The sequence below is a fragment of the Marinitoga aeolica genome (assembly GCF_029910535.1).
In the GTDB taxonomy this organism is placed as follows: Bacteria; Thermotogota; Thermotogae; order Petrotogales; family Petrotogaceae; genus Marinitoga; species Marinitoga aeolica.
Genome location: NZ_CP069362.1, coordinates 2,046,632 through 2,066,422, shown reverse-complemented (window position 1 = coordinate 2,066,422; position 19,791 = coordinate 2,046,632). Strand labels below are relative to the sequence as shown.

Here is a 19,791-nt window from a genome sequence, read left to right as displayed (position 1 = left end):
CCTTTTTATATTATTCTTCTTATTAATTTAATTGCATCTTGTGGACAAACTTCATGGCATACATAACATCTAATACATTTTGAATAATCTATATATTTATCATTGTCAATATCTATAGCTTGGGCAGGACATCTTTCTTCGCATATCTTACATGCAACGCATTTGTTTTTATTTATTTTTGGGACCCTTTCAAAAATCCTAACCATATTTGTTACAGTTTCAAAAATAGGAGCTGTTAAAGGAAGCTTGATATTATCACCTTTCCAGTCACTTTTTAATTCATATTTTGGAATTAAACCTCTTTTCATTGCTTCTTTTACGATGTAAACATATTTCTCTTTAATATTTAAAGATTTTATAACTGCATGATCAAGAGCATATCCATTTTCTGAAACCCCTATAACATTAAATTTTCTAGTGAATCCATTTGCTGGTCCATTACCATCCATACCTAAAATACCATCTAATACATTTAGAGTAGGATTTACTATATTGTGAATATCTATTAATACATTAGCAAAATTAGTATTTGTCTTTGCTCTAAAATGCCATGCTGATTTTTCTTTACCCACTACACATCCAAATGTGTTTTTTACAGCTAATGTCATTATCATTTGCACATGCGTTTTTAGTTTGGCAATATTTACAATTTTATCTGCTTCTAAAACCTTTTTAGAGATTTTTATTCCTTTATATATTTCACCATCTACAACAACAGGATCATCTAATTCTACAATGGGAACTTCTAATTTTTTACATACATCATAAATACCATTTGCTTTAACTGCTTCTAATGCAGTTCCTGTCGCAGGGCTATCTCCTAAATATGGGTTTGTACCCAAATCCAATAAAAATTTTAATACAGCCTCAACTACCTTTGGATGAGTTGTTATTCCAGTTTCAACCTTTTTGGGTGATAATAGATTAGGTTTTACTAATACTTTATCTCCACTTTTAAATTTATTCTTGTAATTTTCTAAAATAGGTAATAATACTTTTTCAACATTATCATAATCATTACATTTTTTCAAATATACCTTCATCATATCTCACCTCTTTTTTTGAAAAAACTTATAGTTTTTTTCAAAATATATTTTCTATACAAGTATGAAGACAAATGCCCTGTAGGAATTGTGTATAATTCTTTTTGTGTTTTTATCTTTTCATATAAATCCAAAGTTGATTTTTTAGGAATAAAAATATCAAATAATGCTCTAAATATAATAACTGGGCTTTTAATAAATTTAGCAAATGTTAAAGGATCATATTCAAAACACGCAATTGGTGCTTTATCAAGTTCTATTTCTGGTTTTTTTAAACTATTTAAGTATTCAGGGTATTCTTTTAGATGATAATTTAAACATTTTTCTGGATTGCATTCTTTATTTTCTTCATATTGAACTCTCAATACACCTGTTACAAAACTTTTCCATGTAATATGATAAAAATTTCCTCCTGTAACAGCTAAAGATAACCCTTTAATATCCTCTCTTAATGAAGCAGCTATTGTAGATACCATACCACCAAAACTAAACCCCATTAAATATAAATCCGTTTTAAATCTTTCTTTTAAATAATTTAAAGTAGTAAGAATATCAACTACAGAATGCTCAAAACGGGATCTTAAAATATAATTATCCGTAGTTGATAAAAATAGTTCACCACTTTTATGACCTTTAGGGGTTCTATCAAAATGATATGGTAAAATCATTAAAGCACTATTATAACCATTTTTAGCAAAATTTTCTGGAAACCACTTCAAATATTTTAAGTTTCTAGTACCTAAACCATGTATAAAAAGAAGGGTTTTATCAGATTTGGCATCATATATATACAGAGGTATTTTAGAAGATTCAGGATATTCACATGGATAATTAGATTTTAAAATCGTTTTTCTATTTTCTTCTTTTAATATTATTGGACTATCATCATAATTTTTTGCAAATATCATGTTACACCTCACAATCTGTAGTATTTGTGATTTTAATAACTACAACATATAGAAAAATTTAAAGAAAAATAAAGATAAGATACATATTTTTAATATATAATATATTATACCACTTTTGGAGGGGATTATATGGAAAAGATTGCAGAATATTTTAAAGATAAAAATGTTAGAATAAACATTGAAGGGAATATTGGAAGTGGAAAAACAACCTTAGCAAACGCTATTTTTTATAAAATTAATGCAGATGAATTGATATTAGAAGAATTTGAAAATAATCCCTATTTACCACTATTATATAAAAATGAAGATGTAGGTTTTCAAACAGAAATGTTTTTCTTAGTTTCGAGGTATAAACAATATCATAAAAATTCTTACTCAAATATTGTAGTATCTGATTATGATATGCTTAAAAATAAAATTTTTGCCGACATCACAATAACCAATTCGAAAGAAAAAGAAAAATTTTTGAAGATATACGATATTTTAACTGAAGATATTGTAAAACCAGATGTTTTAATTTATATAGATACAGATGTTGATACAGTTGTTGAAAGAATTAAAAAAAGAAATAGAGATATGGAGAAAACCATAGCCAGAGAATATTTAGAAATGGTTGATAAAGGATATAAATCGTATTTTTCAAATTTAAAAGATTATATCTACGTAGACGGAAATAATTTTAATGTTTTTGATGAAAATCAATTAAAAGAATTATTAGAAAATATAGTAAGTTATTTGGAGGGAAAAATATGGGTAAAATGATTGTATTAGCGGGGAATGTAGGGGCAGGGAAATCAACATTTACAAAAGTATTATCTGAAAGATTAGATTTTACACCTTATTATGAATCCGTAAATGATAATCCATTTTTAGAAGATTTTTATAAAGATCAAAAAAAGTGGTCATATCATTTACAAACATTCTTTTTATTTCATAGATTTAATAGCATAAAACAAATTATAGATTCTGATGATAATGCTATTTTAGATAGATCAATATACGAAGATGCAGAAATTTTTGCAAGAAACTTATATAATAATGGAAAAATGAGCCAAAGAGAATATGAAACATATAATCAAATATTCTATACAATGTTAGAATTCTTAAAAAAACCAGATTTATTAATATATATAAAAACTAGTGTAGATACGATAGTAAAAAGAATTAAAAAAAGAGGAAGAGACATGGAAATGGCTGTTCCTATTGAATATTGGAAGCAATTGGATGATTTATATAAAGATTGGATAAATACTTATGATCAATCAAAAATATATGTAGTTGACGGAGATAAGATAGATATAGTTGAAAATCCAGAATATATAGATAAAATCGTTCAGGATATATCAGAAATATTAGAATTAGAAAATGTAGAATAAATAATAGCCGCAAATTGCGGCTATTTATTTTATCTCTAATAATGCTAATCCTCTTTTTATATATTTATTTTTCATAACTAAATCCCATATCATACCAGTTCTATAATTTTCAATCATTAATAAACTAATCCCTTTATCTATTCCAATTACTATATCTGAATACCAATTTTTGTCTAAATTAAATGCATCTTTAAAACCATATTTGCATTTTAAATTCTCTAGTGTATCATAATACTTCATAGCTTCTATAACCTCATCAGGAGTAAAAACTATAGAACCTATAGTTCCCGCAGGTGGAATTGTTCCATCTGTTTTGTTTTCTGTATTATTATGTGCCGAAGGTGGAGCTCCAAAATCTCCACGATAACCATTAGGTGAATCGCAAGCAGTTAATCCCCATGAATTCTCACTAAATGATTTATATATATGATTGTTATCTATGGAATATTGTCTTGATGCTTTTGTAGCTAAAATAGAATTCTTAAACCAATCAACCCCTAATTTATCTTTTTTATTTCTAAAATCAATCCATGCATGTGAATACTGATAAGTAAAAATTGATCCTGTCCATGTATATATTAACTCGTAATTTTTATATCTTCCAAGGTTTCTATTAAAGGAATAATATAATATAGGATCTACGGGGTAAGTTGGAGATGCTGCACCCATTATATACATCATTAATTGCTCTGCATATCCATCCCAATATCCATGGAATCCACTTTCATACCAATATCCCATATAGAACATATTTTTATTTTTGTCTGTATACCATTGCCAATTAATTCTTTCATATATTTTTTCAAACAACTCATATATTTCACCTTTAAAATATTCTGCTACAGTTAATGCTCCCATTAAAAATATAGAAGTGTCTATCACAGATACTTCACTGTTCCAAACTCTTTTTCCATTTTTCATATCCACAAAATGTAAATAAAATCCTTCTTTTTGTTCTACATTATATAAAAATGTATTTAATGTCTTAAAAGCTCTATTATACCCTTCTTCTTTAGTAATCCATTTTCTTTCTATACCAATAGGAATTGCACTTAATCCAAATCCAACAGAAGCTATACTAGCAATATTATGTTTAGTATTATCGCGTATTAATCCATAACCATTTTCAGTTTTAGAAACTTCATTCCAAAAAAAATCAAAAGACAATTTTTCTTCAATTTCCAAAATATTATTCATAATACACCTCACTGTATTTCTAGCCTTTTTAGACCATTTTTAATATATTGGTTTTTATTAAATAATTTCCATACAAACTCATTTTCATAATTAGCAAACATTAATAAAATTATACCTTTATCTATACCTATATAATCATTAGCAATCCAATTTTTATCTAAATTAAAAGCATTTTTTAGACCATATTTACCCACCAAACCTGATATTTTATAAAAAGCATTTAGGGCTTTTAAAGATAAATCTGGTGTAAATACTATTGATCCCAACGCTGCTGACGTTGCTATTGTTCCATCTACTTTATGTTGTTTATTATTATAACCAGATGGAGGAGCACCAAATAAACCATTATAGCCATTAGGAGAATCACAAGCAGATAACCCCCAACGATCTTTAGAAAAAGATTTGAATTTATTAGATAAATCAACACAATAGTTATAATTAGCTATGGAAGCATTTACAGAATTTTCAAACCAATCGACTCCTAATTTATCTTTTTTATTTCTAAAATCAATCCATGCATGTGAATATTGATAAGTAAATAAAGAACCAAACCAAGAGTGAATAAATTTTTTACTTTTATAATTTCCTTCATGCCTTTTAAAAGAATAATAAACATCTTCATTTATTGGATATGTTGGAGAACCTGCTGCTAATATATACATCATTAATTGCTCAGCATAAAAATCCCATTTCCCCGAAAAACCTTTTTCAGGATAAAAAGCCATATAAAAATAATTGGTACTTTTATCCACAAACATTTTCCAATTCACATTTTTATATAATTTTTCAGCTTTTTCTTTTATTTCACCCCCAAAATATTCTCCTGCTGTTAAAACACCACATAATAGTATAGAAGTATCTATAGTTGAAATCTCACTATTCCATATCCTTTTACCTGTATTTATATCTAAAAAATGATAGAAAAAACCTCTTATGTTTTTAAGATTTAATAGGGTATCTAATGTTTTATTTACTCTAGTATACCCTTCTTCATATGAGATCCACCCTTTTTCTATACCAATTGGAATTGCAGCTAATCCATAACCGGTAGATGCTATACTTGCAACATTTGGATTACCAGGATATCTATCTCTAATTAATCCATAGCCACTACTTTTTTCATTAATATTAGCCTGTTCCCAAAAAAAGAAAAATGATCTTTTAAATTCTTCATTAAAATATTGATTATCTATAGAAAATATTACTAATGTAGATATTAAAACTAAAAATATTAATATAAATCTTTTCATAATTCCCTCCTATTCCCCTGTAATACCAGTTCTATCGACACTTTCAACAAACCATCGTTGGAAAACAAAATAAAAGATAAGTAATGGTAATATTGTTAATAGTGTTCCAGCCATATTAATAGCTTCATTTATAGATTTTCCTGTTTGTGTAATAGAACTAGAATATATATTTTGATATGTAGCAGTAAAATTTTGCAATCCTAATGTAAGTGTTTTTATTTTATTTCCAAAATATAGGGCACTTAAAGTACTTTCGTTCCAATACCAGACAAATGAAAAAATAAAAGATACTAAATATGCAGGTAATGCGCTTGGAACAGCTATTCTTAAAAATATAGTTAAATAATTAGCTCCATCTATTTTTGCTGCTTCTTCTAAAGATTTTGGGAACATTTTAAAAAATTGATAAAATATCAAGATAAAGATGGAACTTCTTAATCCCTGACTAAAAATAGCAGGTAATATAAATGAGTATAAACTTCCAATTAAATTCAAATCTTTATACATTAAAAATTGTGGAATCATTGTTACTTGACTGGGTATAATAAAGGTTGCAATAATTAAAAATAAAATTATTTTTTTCCCTTTAAAATCAAATCTTGCTAATCCATATCCTGTAACAGAACAAAAAATTATTTGTAATAGAGATGGAATTAATGCTACATAAATAGAGCTTATTAACGATGTTTTGTAGTTTAAAACATTTAATGCGCTTTTATAATTTTCTAAATATAATTTCGTAGGAATCCATTTCACAAAAGGATTAACTAAATCTTCTGTATCCATAAAACTATAAGATATCATATAAAATATAGGATATAGAAAGACAAAACCTATTAATATCAATAAAAAATATAATAGAGCTTTTGAAATAAATTCTTTAATTTTTCGCATATTTTTCACCATCTTTGTTTTTAGTAATTAAGAGAAATACAGAAAGTAAAATTAGTATAATGATAAAATATATTATTGCTAAAGCTGTAGCATAACCGATACCTTTTGTAATGTCATACATATCATTAGAAATTTTCTGAACTATATGATTTAATGCAAAATTGGATAAAGTAACTAAAGTATATACGACATTAATTGAAATAACAGGCATTAATGCAGGTAAAGTTAATTTCCAAAACATTTGCCATTTTGAAGCTCCATCTATACTGGCTGCTTCATAGACGCTTTTGTCTAATTTCTGAAGTCCAGCTATAAATATAAGAATTTGAACTCCTGAGAACCATAAAATCATTATAAAAGAGTTTAATACCATTCCAAATAAATTTCCAAAAATTCCAAAGTTTTTAGCCAAATATTCCATAGAAAAATATTTATAAACTCCTGGTAATGCCGTTGCATTCTGCTCTATTAATTTTTGCATTACAGGTCCACTGGTAATTATAACTGGAAGAAAAAATATAGTTCTAAAAAAACCTTTTCCTTTTATTTTTTTATTTAACATAATAGCAGCTATTAAAGAGAAAGTTACTATTATAGGAATAAATATGAGCATTTGAGAAATATATTCAATAATATAATCTGTAAAAACAGGATCTAATAAAAATGCATTTTTGTAGTTTAATAAACCAACATAGGTTTCCTTTATACCATTAGCAGTAAATTTTACATTATTAAAACTAAACCATATTGTTCTGATAATCGGGACTAAAGTAAACACTAGAAAACCTATAATCCAACCAGAAACAAAAATTATTCCCATTAAAGCATTTTTGTTTTTTAATTTCATTTTATTCACCCTTTATAATCCCAAAATTTTTAGGAAGAATCTTTTTCCCTTTATAATTAAACATTTTTTGGGAATAGTTTATTATTATTTCGATGCTATTTGAATATGAAACTTTAACTACATCTTCATTTAAATATTCATGTTTCAAAATAAAGGCATTAGCTACATTATCAAGAGCGCTTTTAACAAAATTATAGGAATTTATAATAGTATCTTTTAAGGAACTATATTGCGAAGAATATATCCATTCTGAATCGGTATCAATTAATTTGAAAGAATCCTCTTTTGTTATCAAAAAAGTTGGATAAATACTATATTCAATTAATTTCAAAAGAGAATCCTTAATATTAGAACTAAAATTCAAAGGTTTTGAATAAAAATCCATATATCCCTTTAATACAATCTGTAAAAATGGTATAGATTTATTTTCAATTAAAAAATCAGAGGATTCTGAATCTATATCAAATATTTGATATGTGTTTTTCCATAAATAAAAGTTTGGGTTATAGAAAGTTCCATAAAACGTCTTTGAAATCAAGTCCATATTTTCTTCCCTTGTGTGAAAGTCTTTACCATAATTTGAATATAAATATTCACCAATTGATTTAAAAGAAAAATTTTTAATGTTGAGTTTATTAAATTTGCTTTTTTCTTTTTGATACAGTTCAATTGATTTATTGGGAGTAATTAAATATTTATTAAATATCTGTAATAATTGTTTGGAAATATTTTGCGCTATATCGTATTTGTTTTTTGGATTACCTAAAGTATAATCAACGGAAAAATATAAATCATTAGAAATTTTTTCATTATAAAATTTATTATTTAAAGGGAGATGGTAAGGTGAGGAATTACTATATCCGTTTTTAGAATATCCTAAAATATTTATTAAAAGATTTTCACCAATTTTTTTGTTTAATTCATTTTTAATTTTTAAAATATCTTCTAATTTCGTCATTATAATGAATTCTTTTCCTAAAGCTTTTTTCTTACTTTCAACAGCCAAGAAATCAAGCCTTAAAGTAGTATGAGATTTAAGTTTCCTTTTATATAATATCCCTTTACTTTCTAAATATTTCCTATAAATTATAGCCATTTCAGAATAATTAGCTTTATTGCCGCTTAACAATACATATTTTGAGATAATATTATAATTATAAGGTCTATTCATACCCACTAATACTGCATTTCCTTTTTTATCTATAAACTTTTTATATAAATCTCTTAAATTATATCTTGCTGTTACCCATGAATATGGAGTTACAATACCAGATTGATATGCTAATATATCTGTGTATTCTTCGCCTTCTTCAATAATATTCATGAATCCTTTTTTATTTTCTTCTACAATCATTCCATATATTGGAATAAGAATATTTTTATTTGGTATATATTGATTATTTAAAGTATTTATATCTTTTATACCATAATCATCACCATAAACCCTTTGTATATAAGGAGATTTAGCTATTGATTTTTTTAAATTGATTAATGCGCCAGAACCATCAGGAATAAAAATATAACCTGTTTTACTATATTTTACAGAATCAAAAAATGGAAAGAAGTATAATCTCTGAATATATACATTCTCATCTCTTTCAATAATTCCATTATCACGTAAAATAATATCAAAACCATCTAAAGTGAATTTTATATCTAATTTTATTTCAATATGTAATTCTGTAGATTCTATATCAAGATGCAATATATTTGCATCCATATTATAAGAAATTTTAGAATTACTAACATTAAAAGATTTTCTTTTTAATTGTCTTTCTGATTTTAAATAATAATCTATTGATATACCATTTGAAAAGAAATTTGACCATTCATTATTAAGTGATGAATCTTTTTCTCTTAAATTGGTTTTCCAAATATTATTCCCATTTTTTTCTTTAATATCAAAAGAAATTGAATTTTTATCGAAATAATACTCAAAATTATTATTTTCGAAGATTTTAATCATAGAAGAATATATTGTTATATTAATTAATACGAATATTAATACTAATAAGAAATGAATTTTATTCACGAACAATCAACTCCATTATAATGGATTTAATAAAATCTATTTCCTGAGTAAATAAAACGAAAATTATAAAAGCAATTATAACTATTACAAAAACCATAAATAAAGTCAAAAATATTATTTTGACGGTTTCTGAAACGCTATAATTATGAATCTCCTTTACCATAATAAATAAAATAATTAAACTCCAAGAAATTATAATAAAATTAGGAAAATTAATCAAAAATGCTTCATTGTAAGTTATAAAATTACTTAAAATTATTAAAAAAGGATAAAAAATCAAATATGGAGCTAGAGAATATACACCACCAATAATAATATGTTGTAACTTTCCTTCACCATCATTTATTTCACTAATTAAATAATTTGATATTATTAATAATAAAATAGGTGTATATAATCCAATAAATTCTGAAAATATATTTATACGATATATATTAACATTATTGAATATATATCCTTTGAAATATATTTCAAATATCTTCAAAAGAAATAAATAACCATATAATATTAAAGCACTATATATAGAAATTCTATTTTTTCTTTTAATCTCATAAAATGCATCAAATGGATTTTTTAATATATACTTTAAAAATAAGATATCAGAAACAATTTTTTTATTCGCTATTGAATTTATAAAAATTTTTAATCCAGATAATATATTTTTCTTTGAATCAAAATAAAATAGTATTTTTAAGAAAATATATAATAAAACAAAGAAAACTATTACTTTTGAAAGATTTTTTTGAAGCCACTCATTCCTAATTTGCCAAAAAGATTCTGAATAATCATTTTTAACACCAGCTAATTTAAAATATTCTAAGGATTTACTATAATTACCTTCTTTAAAATAAGCCTTTGCTAATGCTTTATAAGCTAGCATAAATGTGCTGTTTAGATTTTTTACTTTTTCCCACAAATCTTTACCTTCAACATATAAACCTTGCACATAAAACATATTTGCTTTAAATACATTTTTTGCGAATTCAGTGGGTTCATATACTATGATATTATTTTTTTCTTTATCAAGGACATAGATTTTTCCATCATCGCCTACGTCAATAGCTGCAGGACTTTTAAGTAAGCCTTTTCTTTCATATATAGTTTCTTTACCTCCAAAAATAAATAAAAGATCACCTTCGCTACTCAAAACAACAATTTTTCCTTCAGCAGTTAATACATAAATATTGTTATATTTATCTGTATCAATGTCTACAGGTTTATTCGGACTAAATATTTTATTCTCAAATACATTAATACCTGCAACATTGAATTTTTTAATACTATTATTATTCAATCCTTCTGTTACAGTATATACCAATCCATCTTTATCTATACATAAATTTGTAGGCGAGGGAGGTTTGATTTTCAAAAAATTATTCCCCGTATAGATTAAACGTTGTAAAATCATTTTCAAAGAAACATTTGGTTGATTAGCTCCAAAATAATTCATAAACTGCCCATATTCATTTAAATTTACTAATCCATTAGTAGAACCCTCACTTACTACATAGATATTTCCTCTATCATCTACAGCGAGCTTTAATGGAATAAAAAGATTTTTCACACCAAACAAAGGTTCTTTTGGTTTATCTATTTCTTTTAATAATTGCCCTTCTTTATCATAAATTTGTACTACAAAATTCCCTGAATCTGCAACATAAATCTTATCATTTTTTACATAAACTCCCGTAGGCATAAACATCATAAAATCTCCAATAGACTCTTCTTTGTTATCTTTGTTAATTTTTAATACTCTCATATTGCCTGTATCTGCAATATAAATATTCCCATTATTGTCAACAAATAAGTCTTCTGCATTTAAAATATTTGGAGTTAAAATTTTTGAAGGTACAAATGCCGTTCTTGTTTCTATTAAACGATTATTAGGCCCCATGGTATAAGTCTTATAGGGAACATTAGAAAATATCAATAAATTGAATGTAAAGATAGTAATTATTAATAAAATTTTTTTCATTATATCAACCTCATTTTATTCCAGAATGTGCCATAGTATTCATAACTTTGCTTTGAGTAAATATAAAAATGATTAAATTTGGTATAAACATTATTAATGAAGCTGCAGCAGCCATTCCAAGACCTGCAACTGAGTTATTTGCCAAATTCAAAGTTGTCATAAAATATGCAAAAGTTTTTAAACTTTCATTATTTATATATATTGAAGAAGCCTCAATATAATTCCATGCTGATTGAAAAGATAAAATAACAATTGTCGCAACTGCTGGTTTAGCCAGAGGAATAATAATTTTTCTGAAAATAACAAAATCATTTGCACCATCTATTTTAGCTGCTTCAATCAATTCATCAGGTATTTGATCTATAAATTGTTTCACCAGAAATAAACCTACGGGCATAGCTAACATAGGAAGAATGTTTATTACAAATTTATCTATAAGCCCTAACTTTACTACTATTAAATATCTTGGAATTGACACAGCTATAGGAACAAACATAAGAGCATAAGTATTTATTTTGAAAATAAAATTTTTAAATTTAAAATTCTTTTTAGATAACACATATCCAGCCGAGGTGCTGATGTAGACAGTTAAAAATACGGTTATTACTGTAACCAACAAACTATTAAATAGATATCTGGTAACTGGAATACCAGATGTTGAAATGGTAGAAAATAATTGTCTAAAATTATTTAATGTTGGATTTTTTACTAAAATTTGTGGGGGAAATTGTAATAATTCACTCATGGGTTTAAATGCTTGAGAAAATATAAAAATTAAAGGTAATAGCATAAATATTGCAAAAGGTATTAAAAATAAATAAAATTTTATCTGGCTTTTATGAAATTGTTTGGGATTGATTTTTGTTCCTTGAAATTTTGCCATAATCTCACCTAATCCTTTTCACCAAATAATGACCATGCAACTTTAGAACTTATTAAAATAAGAAATAATAAAAATACCGAAACTGCAGCAGCATACCCCATTTCATATCTTAAAAAACCATAGTCTTCAATATGATTTACAATTAATTGACCAGCATATTGTGGAGTAGGATTTGATCCGGATAATTGAACTCCAATTGCTCCAGCCTGAAAAGTTGTTACAACAGACATTACTGCACCAAACAACATTTGTGGTTTCATGGAAGGAATTGTAATATAAATAATTTCCTGCCACTTTTTTGAAATTCCATCAATATACCCTGCTTCATATAATTCTGGATTAATATTTAAAATACCAGCAAGCATTGCTAAAAACCCAACACCCATACTACTCCAAATTGTTACTATTATCATAATTGGCATTAAGTATTTTGGGGATTGCAACCATTGGATAGGTTGTTGAATAAGATTTAACCTAATCAACCAACTATTTATATAACCAGTTACATCGCCACTAAATAATGATTTCCAGATAACTTGCATAGCAACTCCCATAGTCATTGAAGGAGAATAAATAATTAAAGCGAGAATCGTTCTTGGTAATGCTGGAATTTGAGCTAACATCCAGGCTAATATAAAAGCTAAAATATATCCTAAGGGCCCAACAATTAAAGAAAATTTTAAAGTATTTGGTAATACATATTGCATAAACACATCATCTGTAGTAATTAAATTAACATAATTTTTTAAACCTATAAAGTTTGGAAATTGAATAGCATTAAAATTAGTAAAAGAAAGCAATATAGCCATTATAACTGGTAATATAATGAATATAGAAAATATTAATAAATATGGAGATAAAAATAATATTATAGAAGATTTACTTTTATTCATTGCTTAGCCTCCATTTAAGCGCATCCTCAATTTTTGGGATATAATAATTCTTTATTTTTTCCCCATTTTTAATATATCCAAATTCTTCCAATTTTCTCTGTATTTCTTTATTTATTTTATTTACAGAATCATCGACACTGGCTCTTAAATTTTTCCCCTGCAGAACAACCTTAATCCAAATGTTACTTAGCTCTCTTTCTGTCATGTATCCAGCTGGAGTTTTAGGAACTTCTTTTAACCATTTCCATTGTTCTAAAATAATTTTTTTATGTTCATCAGGTATTGGTATTTTGGAAAAAGCTTTTATATTTGCGCTATTCCACATAAATTCTTTACCATATAAAGTTTGAATTCTCTGGCCAAAATCTGTTTGTGTTTTTTCAGAAGTCCACCATTTTAAAAATTCCCACGCTTCATTAGGATATTTCGTAGTATTAAAAACCATAGCAGATTGAGCAGATCCAGTTTGCCATCTTTCTATAATATTTCCATTTTTAACCCCTGGAGATAAAGCTATATCCCATGAATTCTTTAGTTCAGGGGCTCCTACCATTAATTGTAAGTAGGTAGTAAAATTACTTATTCCAATAGGAGATAAACTACTTCTAAAATGTTCAAAAAAGTTAGGAACCTGTAATTGAACACCATATAATGTAAAAAGCTTCGTCATTAATTCTATGCCTTTTAAAGAATTTGGTTCATTTAAAGCAGTTTTAAAACCATCATTGGAATAAAATCTTCCATCGTTTTGATAAATAAATGGTGCAGTGGTCATAAATGGTTTAAATCCTCCAGCACCAGCAATGGGTAAATAAAAATTCATACCATATCTTTGTAATTCTGGAAGTATTTTTTTTACGTCATCCCATGTATTGGGAATAGGTAATTTTAATTTCTCAAAAATATCTTTTCTGTAAAATAAAACATAAAAATCCTGTGTTTCAGGCAAAGCAAAACATTTTTGTTCATAAATAAAGGGCAAAAGAGCTCCAGGTGAGAATCTGGTAATAACTTTTCCAAAATCATCGAATCTTCTTAAATCTAAAGCTGCCCCTCTTATCCCAAGCTCGAAAGGTAACCAGTTACTTATTCCTAAAGCAATATCTGGCGCAGTTTTCGAAGCATATGACAATATTAACTTTTGCTCATTAGGCATTAAAGATATATCTACTTTTATTCCTGTTTTCGGTGTAAATTGCGTATCTGCTAAACTTTGAATTAAATTCACATAATTTCTAGATCTATTAACCCACACCTTTAGTACTTTACCTTTGTTTGAATAGTTATCTTTAATTTTAAATGAATATATAAATCTTTTAAGACCTTCTATAAACCTTTTACTAAGATTTATTTTTAATTGTGGTAATTTTTTCTCATTATTGAAAATATATATTTGATCTAAAATTAAAGGTTGCCTTTGAAACTCTGTAAGTGCAATAGAAAGTTTAGTAACAATAGAATTGCTTCCTTCATTTAGCAATGAATATCTTTTTGGAATTAAATTTGGATTATTAGCCAAAAATTTTATATTCTTAATTGCTGCATCCAAAGCTATTAACCCTTCACTATTATTTCTATTATCATTTAATTTTAAAGCCTTAACATAAATTTTTTCTAATTCATCTTTGTAATTATTTAAAGTTTTCTGTATATCTGGGAAATAGTTTAGAACATCCCATTCAATATTTTTATTAGCACTATTACCCCCTGTAAGCTTTTTAAAATCTAAAGCAATATTATTTATCTCATTTATTAAATAATATATACTATTAATTAAGTTACCATACAAATAGGCATTTGCTTCTAAAGATAGAATATGATCCCCTTTTTCTAAGTATATTGGATAATTCCACTTTATTATTTCCCATTTTGTGGTAAAAGGAAACTTAACCCTTTTCATTTCTTCAAATAAGATCTTATTATCTATTTTTATAGTTCTAAAAACATTTGAATTAGGTTTTAGATTTTGTAAGTATTTAAATCCAATATAATAGTATCCATCATTTTTAATGTGAATTTTATAAAATACTTCTTGACCACTCTTAGACCAGGAGTCACCACCAAGCACATTTAAAAGCAGATTATTAGTGCTATAAGGATTAACCTCTAAATCTCTACTTGAAATAGGATTGATAGCTGTATCGTTTTTATAATCAGGCTTTTCTGCTTCTAATATTATAAATGTGTCATTATTGTTTTCAATATTATGAGTTAATTTATATTCCTCATAACTAATTTCTTTAGTAGGAGATATAATTTTAATCTTTTTTATTAAAATCTTTCCGGAATTTAATGTAATTTGGATTTTGTTTTTTCCCTTTTTGAAAAAAAATAAAAAAGGATACTCTTCTAAATTTGCAGCATCTTTTAATAAATAAATAGTTTCCTTCTTTAACTTGGATTGTTCTGGTACAATTTGATTCCCATAACGATCAATTAAAAAATCATTTTTAGATTTCCAAAATTGAGGTAATACTATTCTTCTTGATTCAAAAAACTGATATTTATCATTTATTTTTATATCTATTTCATTTTCTAATAAATCGTCAGATAAGACTTTATAAATCAATTCAATATTATATAAACCTTCTTTTGGAACATCAATGTAAAAACTAAAAGATTCATGTTTATTTAAAGTAATATATGAAGCAGATGGGGTTATTTCTACCCCAACTGCCTTATTTATTCCATTCCATCTTTTTAGTTGTTCAAAATAACTTAATTCTGTTAATTTTGAAAAGCTTAATATAGCTAAAACTATATAGATTGCAAGGAAAATTTTTCTCATATTTTGTCTCCTATTTTATTAAAGATTCAATTACTTTATAGTTCTTTTCATAAGCTTTATTTGCTAAATCATTTAATTGTGCAGCATAATCGGCAATATTTAAATCTCCTCTCATAGAATTCCAGATAACGTCTCCTATATTTGCATTATCTTTATCACCAATTTTAATTCCTGTTGGTGCTGTCCATCTTGATTCTACATATCCAGGAACTACTTTAACACCTTCGATTATACCCTTATCAATAGTTTCATAAGCTTCTCTAATTCCAGGGTAAACATCTTTTTGAATAAAATATCTTTCTAATATAGCTTTTTCTGTTGTTAATGGCAAAGATACCCATTGATTTTTATCATCAATTTCTAATCTTTTTAACATACCTTCTCTAGCAAAAGTAATATACCTTAAAAATTTATATGCTGCTTCTGCATGCTTAGTTGAAGAAGAAATAATCATAAAATCTCCAACAACAGGTGTTCTTTCACCAGGAACTCCAATAAATCTGGTTTTAAATTTCAAATTTCTGAAATTGTTAATATCCCAGGTACCTGACCATCTAATAGCAATTTCTCCTTGATCCCAAGCTTCACCATACCAACCAGCATTTAACATTTTCTTTTCATCTGCACTTAAACTATCGAATACATATTTGTTTTGGAATAATTGCTTAGCAATTTTTACAGCTGTAATAAATTCTCTTTCTGAAAGATGATATTTTTTTCCATCCCAGGTAAACCATCCAAGGTTTTTATTTATTGAAGCTGGATACCATTCAGGAATTTGAACTTCTTCAGATAAACCTAAGCTCTTTTCTTGTACATTTGTTAAAGCTCTTACAGCAGCCATAAACCTTGGCCATACTGGAGCAAATGGTAATTTTGTGATATTAAATTTTTCAAATAAATCGTCATTAACAAAGTATCCCATAAAATACATACCTGCAGGAACAGCATAAACACCATTTCCATATTTTGTAGCTTCTCTTAATGGAGCAGGTATATTGTACCACTCTAAATCATTATCAACAAATTTCTTAATGTTTAAAGCCCATTCGTTTGTTAAAGCCATAGGGATATTAGGAATCATAATAACATCTGGTAATTCTCCTGCTGCGGCAGCTGCATTTAAAGAATCGATGTATTTACCATAATCTATATTTTCTGCTGGTTTTACAACAATATCCGGATTTGCTTTCATAAATTCATCTACCATCTTCTGTTCAAGCTCTAACCCCAAATTCCAGTTTGCATAAGTAATAACAACTTTTTCACCAAAAGAAACAACAACTATCAAAGCTAATAAACTAACCAACAATAATCTTTTTAACATAATTTCCCCTCCTTAATTTAAAATAACTTTTATATTATGTTCTTTGTTATCTTCAAAACTAGGAATTATATTAGAATCTATTTTTTTACCATCAACATAAATTTCTTTAATATTACAACCGTTATTTATTACTTCTATTAAATATGTTGAATTTCTAAATGTTCTTTTATATTTAAAACCATTCCAATCTTTTGGGACACAAGGATTGATTTCTAAACCATCTAAAGTAGGTCTTATACCTAAAATGTAATTAGTGCCAACTCTATGCAACCATTGCGCAGAACCTGTATACCATGTCCATCCTCCTCTTCCATAATATGGAGATAAAGGTCCATCTGTATTTCCTGGTGTAACATATGGTTCAGCTAAATAATTATCAATATCTTTAACTCTGTTTGGAGGACAAATTTTTTTATATGCTTCATAAGCCTTTTCATTATCTTTTAATAATGCATAAGCCCAAACAGCCCATGTGGCAGCATGCGTATAAACCCCACCATTTTCTCTTAAACCTGGTGCATATCTGGTAATATAACCTATGTCTGTTTTAGGTTCAGTATATGCGGGAGCTAATAATAATGCTCCGTAATCTTTTAAAAGATATTTAGTTACGCTATACATTGATTTTTTTATTCTCTCTTCATTAGTAATTCCGCTAATAACAGCCCATAATTGTGGATTTAAATAAATCTTTCCTTCCTCATTATCTTTTGAACCCACTTTTTCAAAATCATCTGTAGTAGCTTGTAAGAACCATTCACCATCCCAACCATATTTATTAAATGCTTCTTTTAAATTTTCTAATACATCATCGATTTTTTCAATAAATTTTTTATCTTTTTTATATTCTGCAAATTTTTTGAATTCTTTTAAAATGAAATATAAAAATTCAGCTACCCAAAAACTTTCACCTTTCCAGTCTGTGCCTACTGCACTTAAACCATCGTTCCAGTCATTATCTCCCATTAATGGAATCCCTCTTGGACTGAATCTTGAAAAAACTTTTTCTATAGCTTTTTTACAGTGATTATAGAAAGTATCTTTTCCTCCATCATAATAAGGAACAACTTCATCTAAAATAGAATAATCTCCAGTTTCCATTATGTAATAATTTGCAATAAATGGTAACCACAATAGATCATCCGAACATTTAGTTCGTGGCCCCCAATTCCCTATAGTTAACCACCAATGTAAGACATCTCCTTCTTTAAATTGATGTTCAGCATGAAGCAAGAGTTGTTTCTTTGTATATGATGGGTCTAAAGGTAAAAATATTAAAGAATCTTGTAACTGATCCCTATACCCATACCCACCAGATACTTGATAATAACCAGACTTAGCCCACATTCTACCTGAAATAGCCTGATATTTTAACCATTTATTTGTCATTAAATTAAAGGCATCATCTGGTGTTTCTACATGCTCCTTATCAAACAATTCATTCCAAAATTTAACAACTTTTTTAAACTCTTTTTCACTAGCTTCAACATTAGCAAAAGCTTTTACAAACTCTTTTGGGTCTTCTTTGCCTTTGTAAGCAGTACCAATTATATATACAATAGTTTTCGATTCATTTGGGTTTAATTCGAATTCTACCTGTAATGAACCTATTGGATCTGTATACCTTCCTGTTTTTTGACTTAAAACATCTTCTTCCATAGCTATTGGATTTGCTTCTGTTCTGTACATGCCTATAAAGTTTTCTTTATCTCCTTCATACGATTTAACTTTTTCGCTTACAGCATGAAAAGCGATTTGATCCCAACTTTTATTATTATGTCTACCTTTTTCATCTAAAAATGAGCTTATTAATTTATCGTAATACAAGGCGTTATTTTCAAATTTTGAATCAACAAAAATTTTATGAAATTCTCTATGTTCATCTGGAAAATTTCCTAACACCCATTCAACATAAGAACTCAAATCAAAATTTTTCTTTTTATCAGTTTTATTTGTTATTTTTATCTCCATAAATTCTACAGGATTGTCTATAGATACAAAAAATTTTAATTCTGTTTCTATGTTGTTTTTCACTTGTTTTATTATAGAATATCCAAATCCATGTTTTACTTCATAAAAATCATAATCATGCATAACAGGTTTTAATCCTAAAGACCAATACTCTTTCGTTTCTAAATCTCTTAAATAAAAATATTTTCCCCAATTATCTTTTATTAAATCTTGAAAAGATCTTGTTATTCTATTTTCTGAACCATTCCCTCTCCATGAATAACCACTTCCATTTTGAGATACGATAATTGAGTAATCTCCATTACTTATAACATTTACCCATGGCTTTGGTGTTTTTGGATTTGTAATTACATACTCGTCATCTGTGAAATATCCATATTTAGATTCAAAATATTTTTTCATAATGA

General features: G+C 26.7%; 15 protein-coding genes. 2 read left to right on the top strand and 13 right to left on the bottom strand.

All coding sequences use genetic code 11. The features are described from left to right. Nucleotides 1-5: 5 nt before the first annotated feature. Both JRV97_RS09690 and JRV97_RS09685 read right to left on the bottom strand, forming a co-directional pair. On the bottom strand, nucleotides 6-1,046 hold the full coding sequence (locus JRV97_RS09690; RefSeq protein ID WP_280998431.1) for a DUF362 domain-containing protein: 1,041 nt from the start codon (nucleotides 1,044-1,046) through the stop codon (nucleotides 6-8). After that, on the bottom strand, nucleotides 1,043-1,951 hold the full coding sequence (locus JRV97_RS09685; protein ID WP_280998430.1) for an alpha/beta hydrolase: 909 nt from the start codon (nucleotides 1,949-1,951) through the stop codon (nucleotides 1,043-1,045). Before JRV97_RS09685 ends, JRV97_RS09690 begins: the two co-directional genes overlap by 4 nt. Nucleotides 1,952-2,080: 129 nt before the next feature. On the opposite strand from JRV97_RS09685, the gene JRV97_RS09680 reads away from it, so the two are divergent. After that, on the top strand, nucleotides 2,081-2,713 hold the full coding sequence (locus JRV97_RS09680) for a deoxynucleoside kinase (protein ID WP_280998429.1): 633 nt from the start codon (nucleotides 2,081-2,083) through the stop codon (nucleotides 2,711-2,713). After that, nucleotides 2,701-3,327, top strand: a complete 627-nt coding sequence (locus tag JRV97_RS09675) for a deoxynucleoside kinase (protein WP_280998427.1) — start codon at nucleotides 2,701-2,703, stop codon at nucleotides 3,325-3,327. Before JRV97_RS09680 ends, JRV97_RS09675 begins: the two co-directional genes overlap by 13 nt. Before the next feature lie 24 nt (nucleotides 3,328-3,351). Here JRV97_RS09675 and JRV97_RS09670 read toward each other — a convergent pair whose 3' ends face one another. Genes JRV97_RS09670 through JRV97_RS09620 form a run of 11 tightly spaced genes read right to left on the bottom strand, consistent with a single transcriptional unit; the run spans nucleotide 3,352 to nucleotide 19,786 of the window. Continuing rightward, on the bottom strand, nucleotides 3,352-4,524 hold the full coding sequence (locus tag JRV97_RS09670) for a glucoamylase family protein (RefSeq protein WP_280998425.1): 1,173 nt from the start codon (nucleotides 4,522-4,524) through the stop codon (nucleotides 3,352-3,354). A gap of 8 nt (nucleotides 4,525-4,532) precedes the next feature. Further along, complete coding sequence (locus JRV97_RS09665) at nucleotides 4,533-5,774, bottom strand: glucoamylase family protein (protein WP_280998423.1); 1,242 nt, start codon at nucleotides 5,772-5,774, stop codon at nucleotides 4,533-4,535. Between the two features lie 9 nt (nucleotides 5,775-5,783). Then, entirely contained in the window at nucleotides 5,784-6,668 is an 885-nt protein-coding gene (locus JRV97_RS09660) for a carbohydrate ABC transporter permease (protein ID WP_280998421.1), read from the bottom strand. Then, complete coding sequence (locus tag JRV97_RS09655) at nucleotides 6,655-7,515, bottom strand: carbohydrate ABC transporter permease (protein WP_280998419.1); 861 nt, start codon at nucleotides 7,513-7,515, stop codon at nucleotides 6,655-6,657. Before JRV97_RS09655 ends, JRV97_RS09660 begins: the two co-directional genes overlap by 14 nt. A 1-nt stretch (nucleotide 7,516) precedes the next feature. Continuing rightward, on the bottom strand, nucleotides 7,517-9,547 hold the full coding sequence (locus tag JRV97_RS09650; RefSeq protein ID WP_280998417.1) for a DUF5696 domain-containing protein: 2,031 nt from the start codon (nucleotides 9,545-9,547) through the stop codon (nucleotides 7,517-7,519). Next, a complete protein-coding gene (locus tag JRV97_RS09645) occupies nucleotides 9,540-11,522 on the bottom strand; it encodes a YIP1 family protein (RefSeq protein ID WP_280998415.1) in 1,983 nt (660 codons plus the stop codon). The genes JRV97_RS09650 and JRV97_RS09645 overlap by 8 nt, the downstream gene beginning before the upstream one ends. 10 nt (nucleotides 11,523-11,532) lie before the next feature. Then, entirely contained in the window at nucleotides 11,533-12,405 is an 873-nt protein-coding gene (locus JRV97_RS09640) for a carbohydrate ABC transporter permease (RefSeq protein WP_280998413.1), read from the bottom strand. A gap of 8 nt (nucleotides 12,406-12,413) precedes the next feature. Beyond that, nucleotides 12,414-13,298, bottom strand: coding sequence for a carbohydrate ABC transporter permease (locus JRV97_RS09635; RefSeq protein ID WP_280998411.1), 885 nt, complete (start codon nucleotides 13,296-13,298; stop codon nucleotides 12,414-12,416). Beyond that, nucleotides 13,291-16,086, bottom strand: coding sequence for an extracellular solute-binding protein (locus JRV97_RS09630; protein ID WP_280998409.1), 2,796 nt, complete (start codon nucleotides 16,084-16,086; stop codon nucleotides 13,291-13,293). The genes JRV97_RS09635 and JRV97_RS09630 overlap by 8 nt, the downstream gene beginning before the upstream one ends. A 10-nt stretch (nucleotides 16,087-16,096) precedes the next feature. Further along, nucleotides 16,097-17,413 (bottom strand): ABC transporter substrate-binding protein, encoded by a 1,317-nt coding sequence (locus JRV97_RS09625; RefSeq protein WP_280998407.1) that lies wholly within the window; start codon nucleotides 17,411-17,413, stop codon nucleotides 16,097-16,099. 12 nt (nucleotides 17,414-17,425) lie between these two features. Further along, nucleotides 17,426-19,786, bottom strand: a complete 2,361-nt coding sequence (locus tag JRV97_RS09620; RefSeq protein ID WP_280998405.1) for a GH36-type glycosyl hydrolase domain-containing protein — start codon at nucleotides 19,784-19,786, stop codon at nucleotides 17,426-17,428. Between the last annotated feature and the right edge of the window lie 5 nt (nucleotides 19,787-19,791).

What these genes read in the sequence shown, in the direction of transcription:
- JRV97_RS09690 (WP_280998431.1), bottom strand. Translation starts at nt 1,046, where the DNA reads ATGATGAAGGTATATTTGAAAAAATGTAATGATTATGATAATGTTGAA.
- JRV97_RS09685 (WP_280998430.1), bottom strand. Translation starts at nt 1,951, where the DNA reads ATGATATTTGCAAAAAATTATGATGATAGTCCAATAATATTAAAAGAA.
- JRV97_RS09680 (WP_280998429.1), top strand. Translation starts at nt 2,081, where the DNA reads ATGGAAAAGATTGCAGAATATTTTAAAGATAAAAATGTTAGAATAAAC.
- JRV97_RS09675 (WP_280998427.1), top strand. Translation starts at nt 2,701, where the DNA reads ATGGGTAAAATGATTGTATTAGCGGGGAATGTAGGGGCAGGGAAATCA.
- JRV97_RS09670 (WP_280998425.1), bottom strand. Translation starts at nt 4,524, where the DNA reads ATGAATAATATTTTGGAAATTGAAGAAAAATTGTCTTTTGATTTTTTT.
- JRV97_RS09665 (WP_280998423.1), bottom strand. Translation starts at nt 5,774, where the DNA reads ATGAAAAGATTTATATTAATATTTTTAGTTTTAATATCTACATTAGTA.
- JRV97_RS09660 (WP_280998421.1), bottom strand. Translation starts at nt 6,668, where the DNA reads ATGCGAAAAATTAAAGAATTTATTTCAAAAGCTCTATTATATTTTTTA.
- JRV97_RS09655 (WP_280998419.1), bottom strand. Translation starts at nt 7,515, where the DNA reads ATGAAATTAAAAAACAAAAATGCTTTAATGGGAATAATTTTTGTTTCT.
- JRV97_RS09645 (WP_280998415.1), bottom strand. Translation starts at nt 11,522, where the DNA reads ATGAAAAAAATTTTATTAATAATTACTATCTTTACATTCAATTTATTG.
- JRV97_RS09640 (WP_280998413.1), bottom strand. Translation starts at nt 12,405, where the DNA reads ATGGCAAAATTTCAAGGAACAAAAATCAATCCCAAACAATTTCATAAA.
- JRV97_RS09635 (WP_280998411.1), bottom strand. Translation starts at nt 13,298, where the DNA reads ATGAATAAAAGTAAATCTTCTATAATATTATTTTTATCTCCATATTTA.
- JRV97_RS09630 (WP_280998409.1), bottom strand. Translation starts at nt 16,086, where the DNA reads ATGAGAAAAATTTTCCTTGCAATCTATATAGTTTTAGCTATATTAAGC.
- JRV97_RS09625 (WP_280998407.1), bottom strand. Translation starts at nt 17,413, where the DNA reads ATGTTAAAAAGATTATTGTTGGTTAGTTTATTAGCTTTGATAGTTGTT.
- JRV97_RS09620 (WP_280998405.1), bottom strand. Translation starts at nt 19,786, where the DNA reads ATGAAAAAATATTTTGAATCTAAATATGGATATTTCACAGATGACGAG.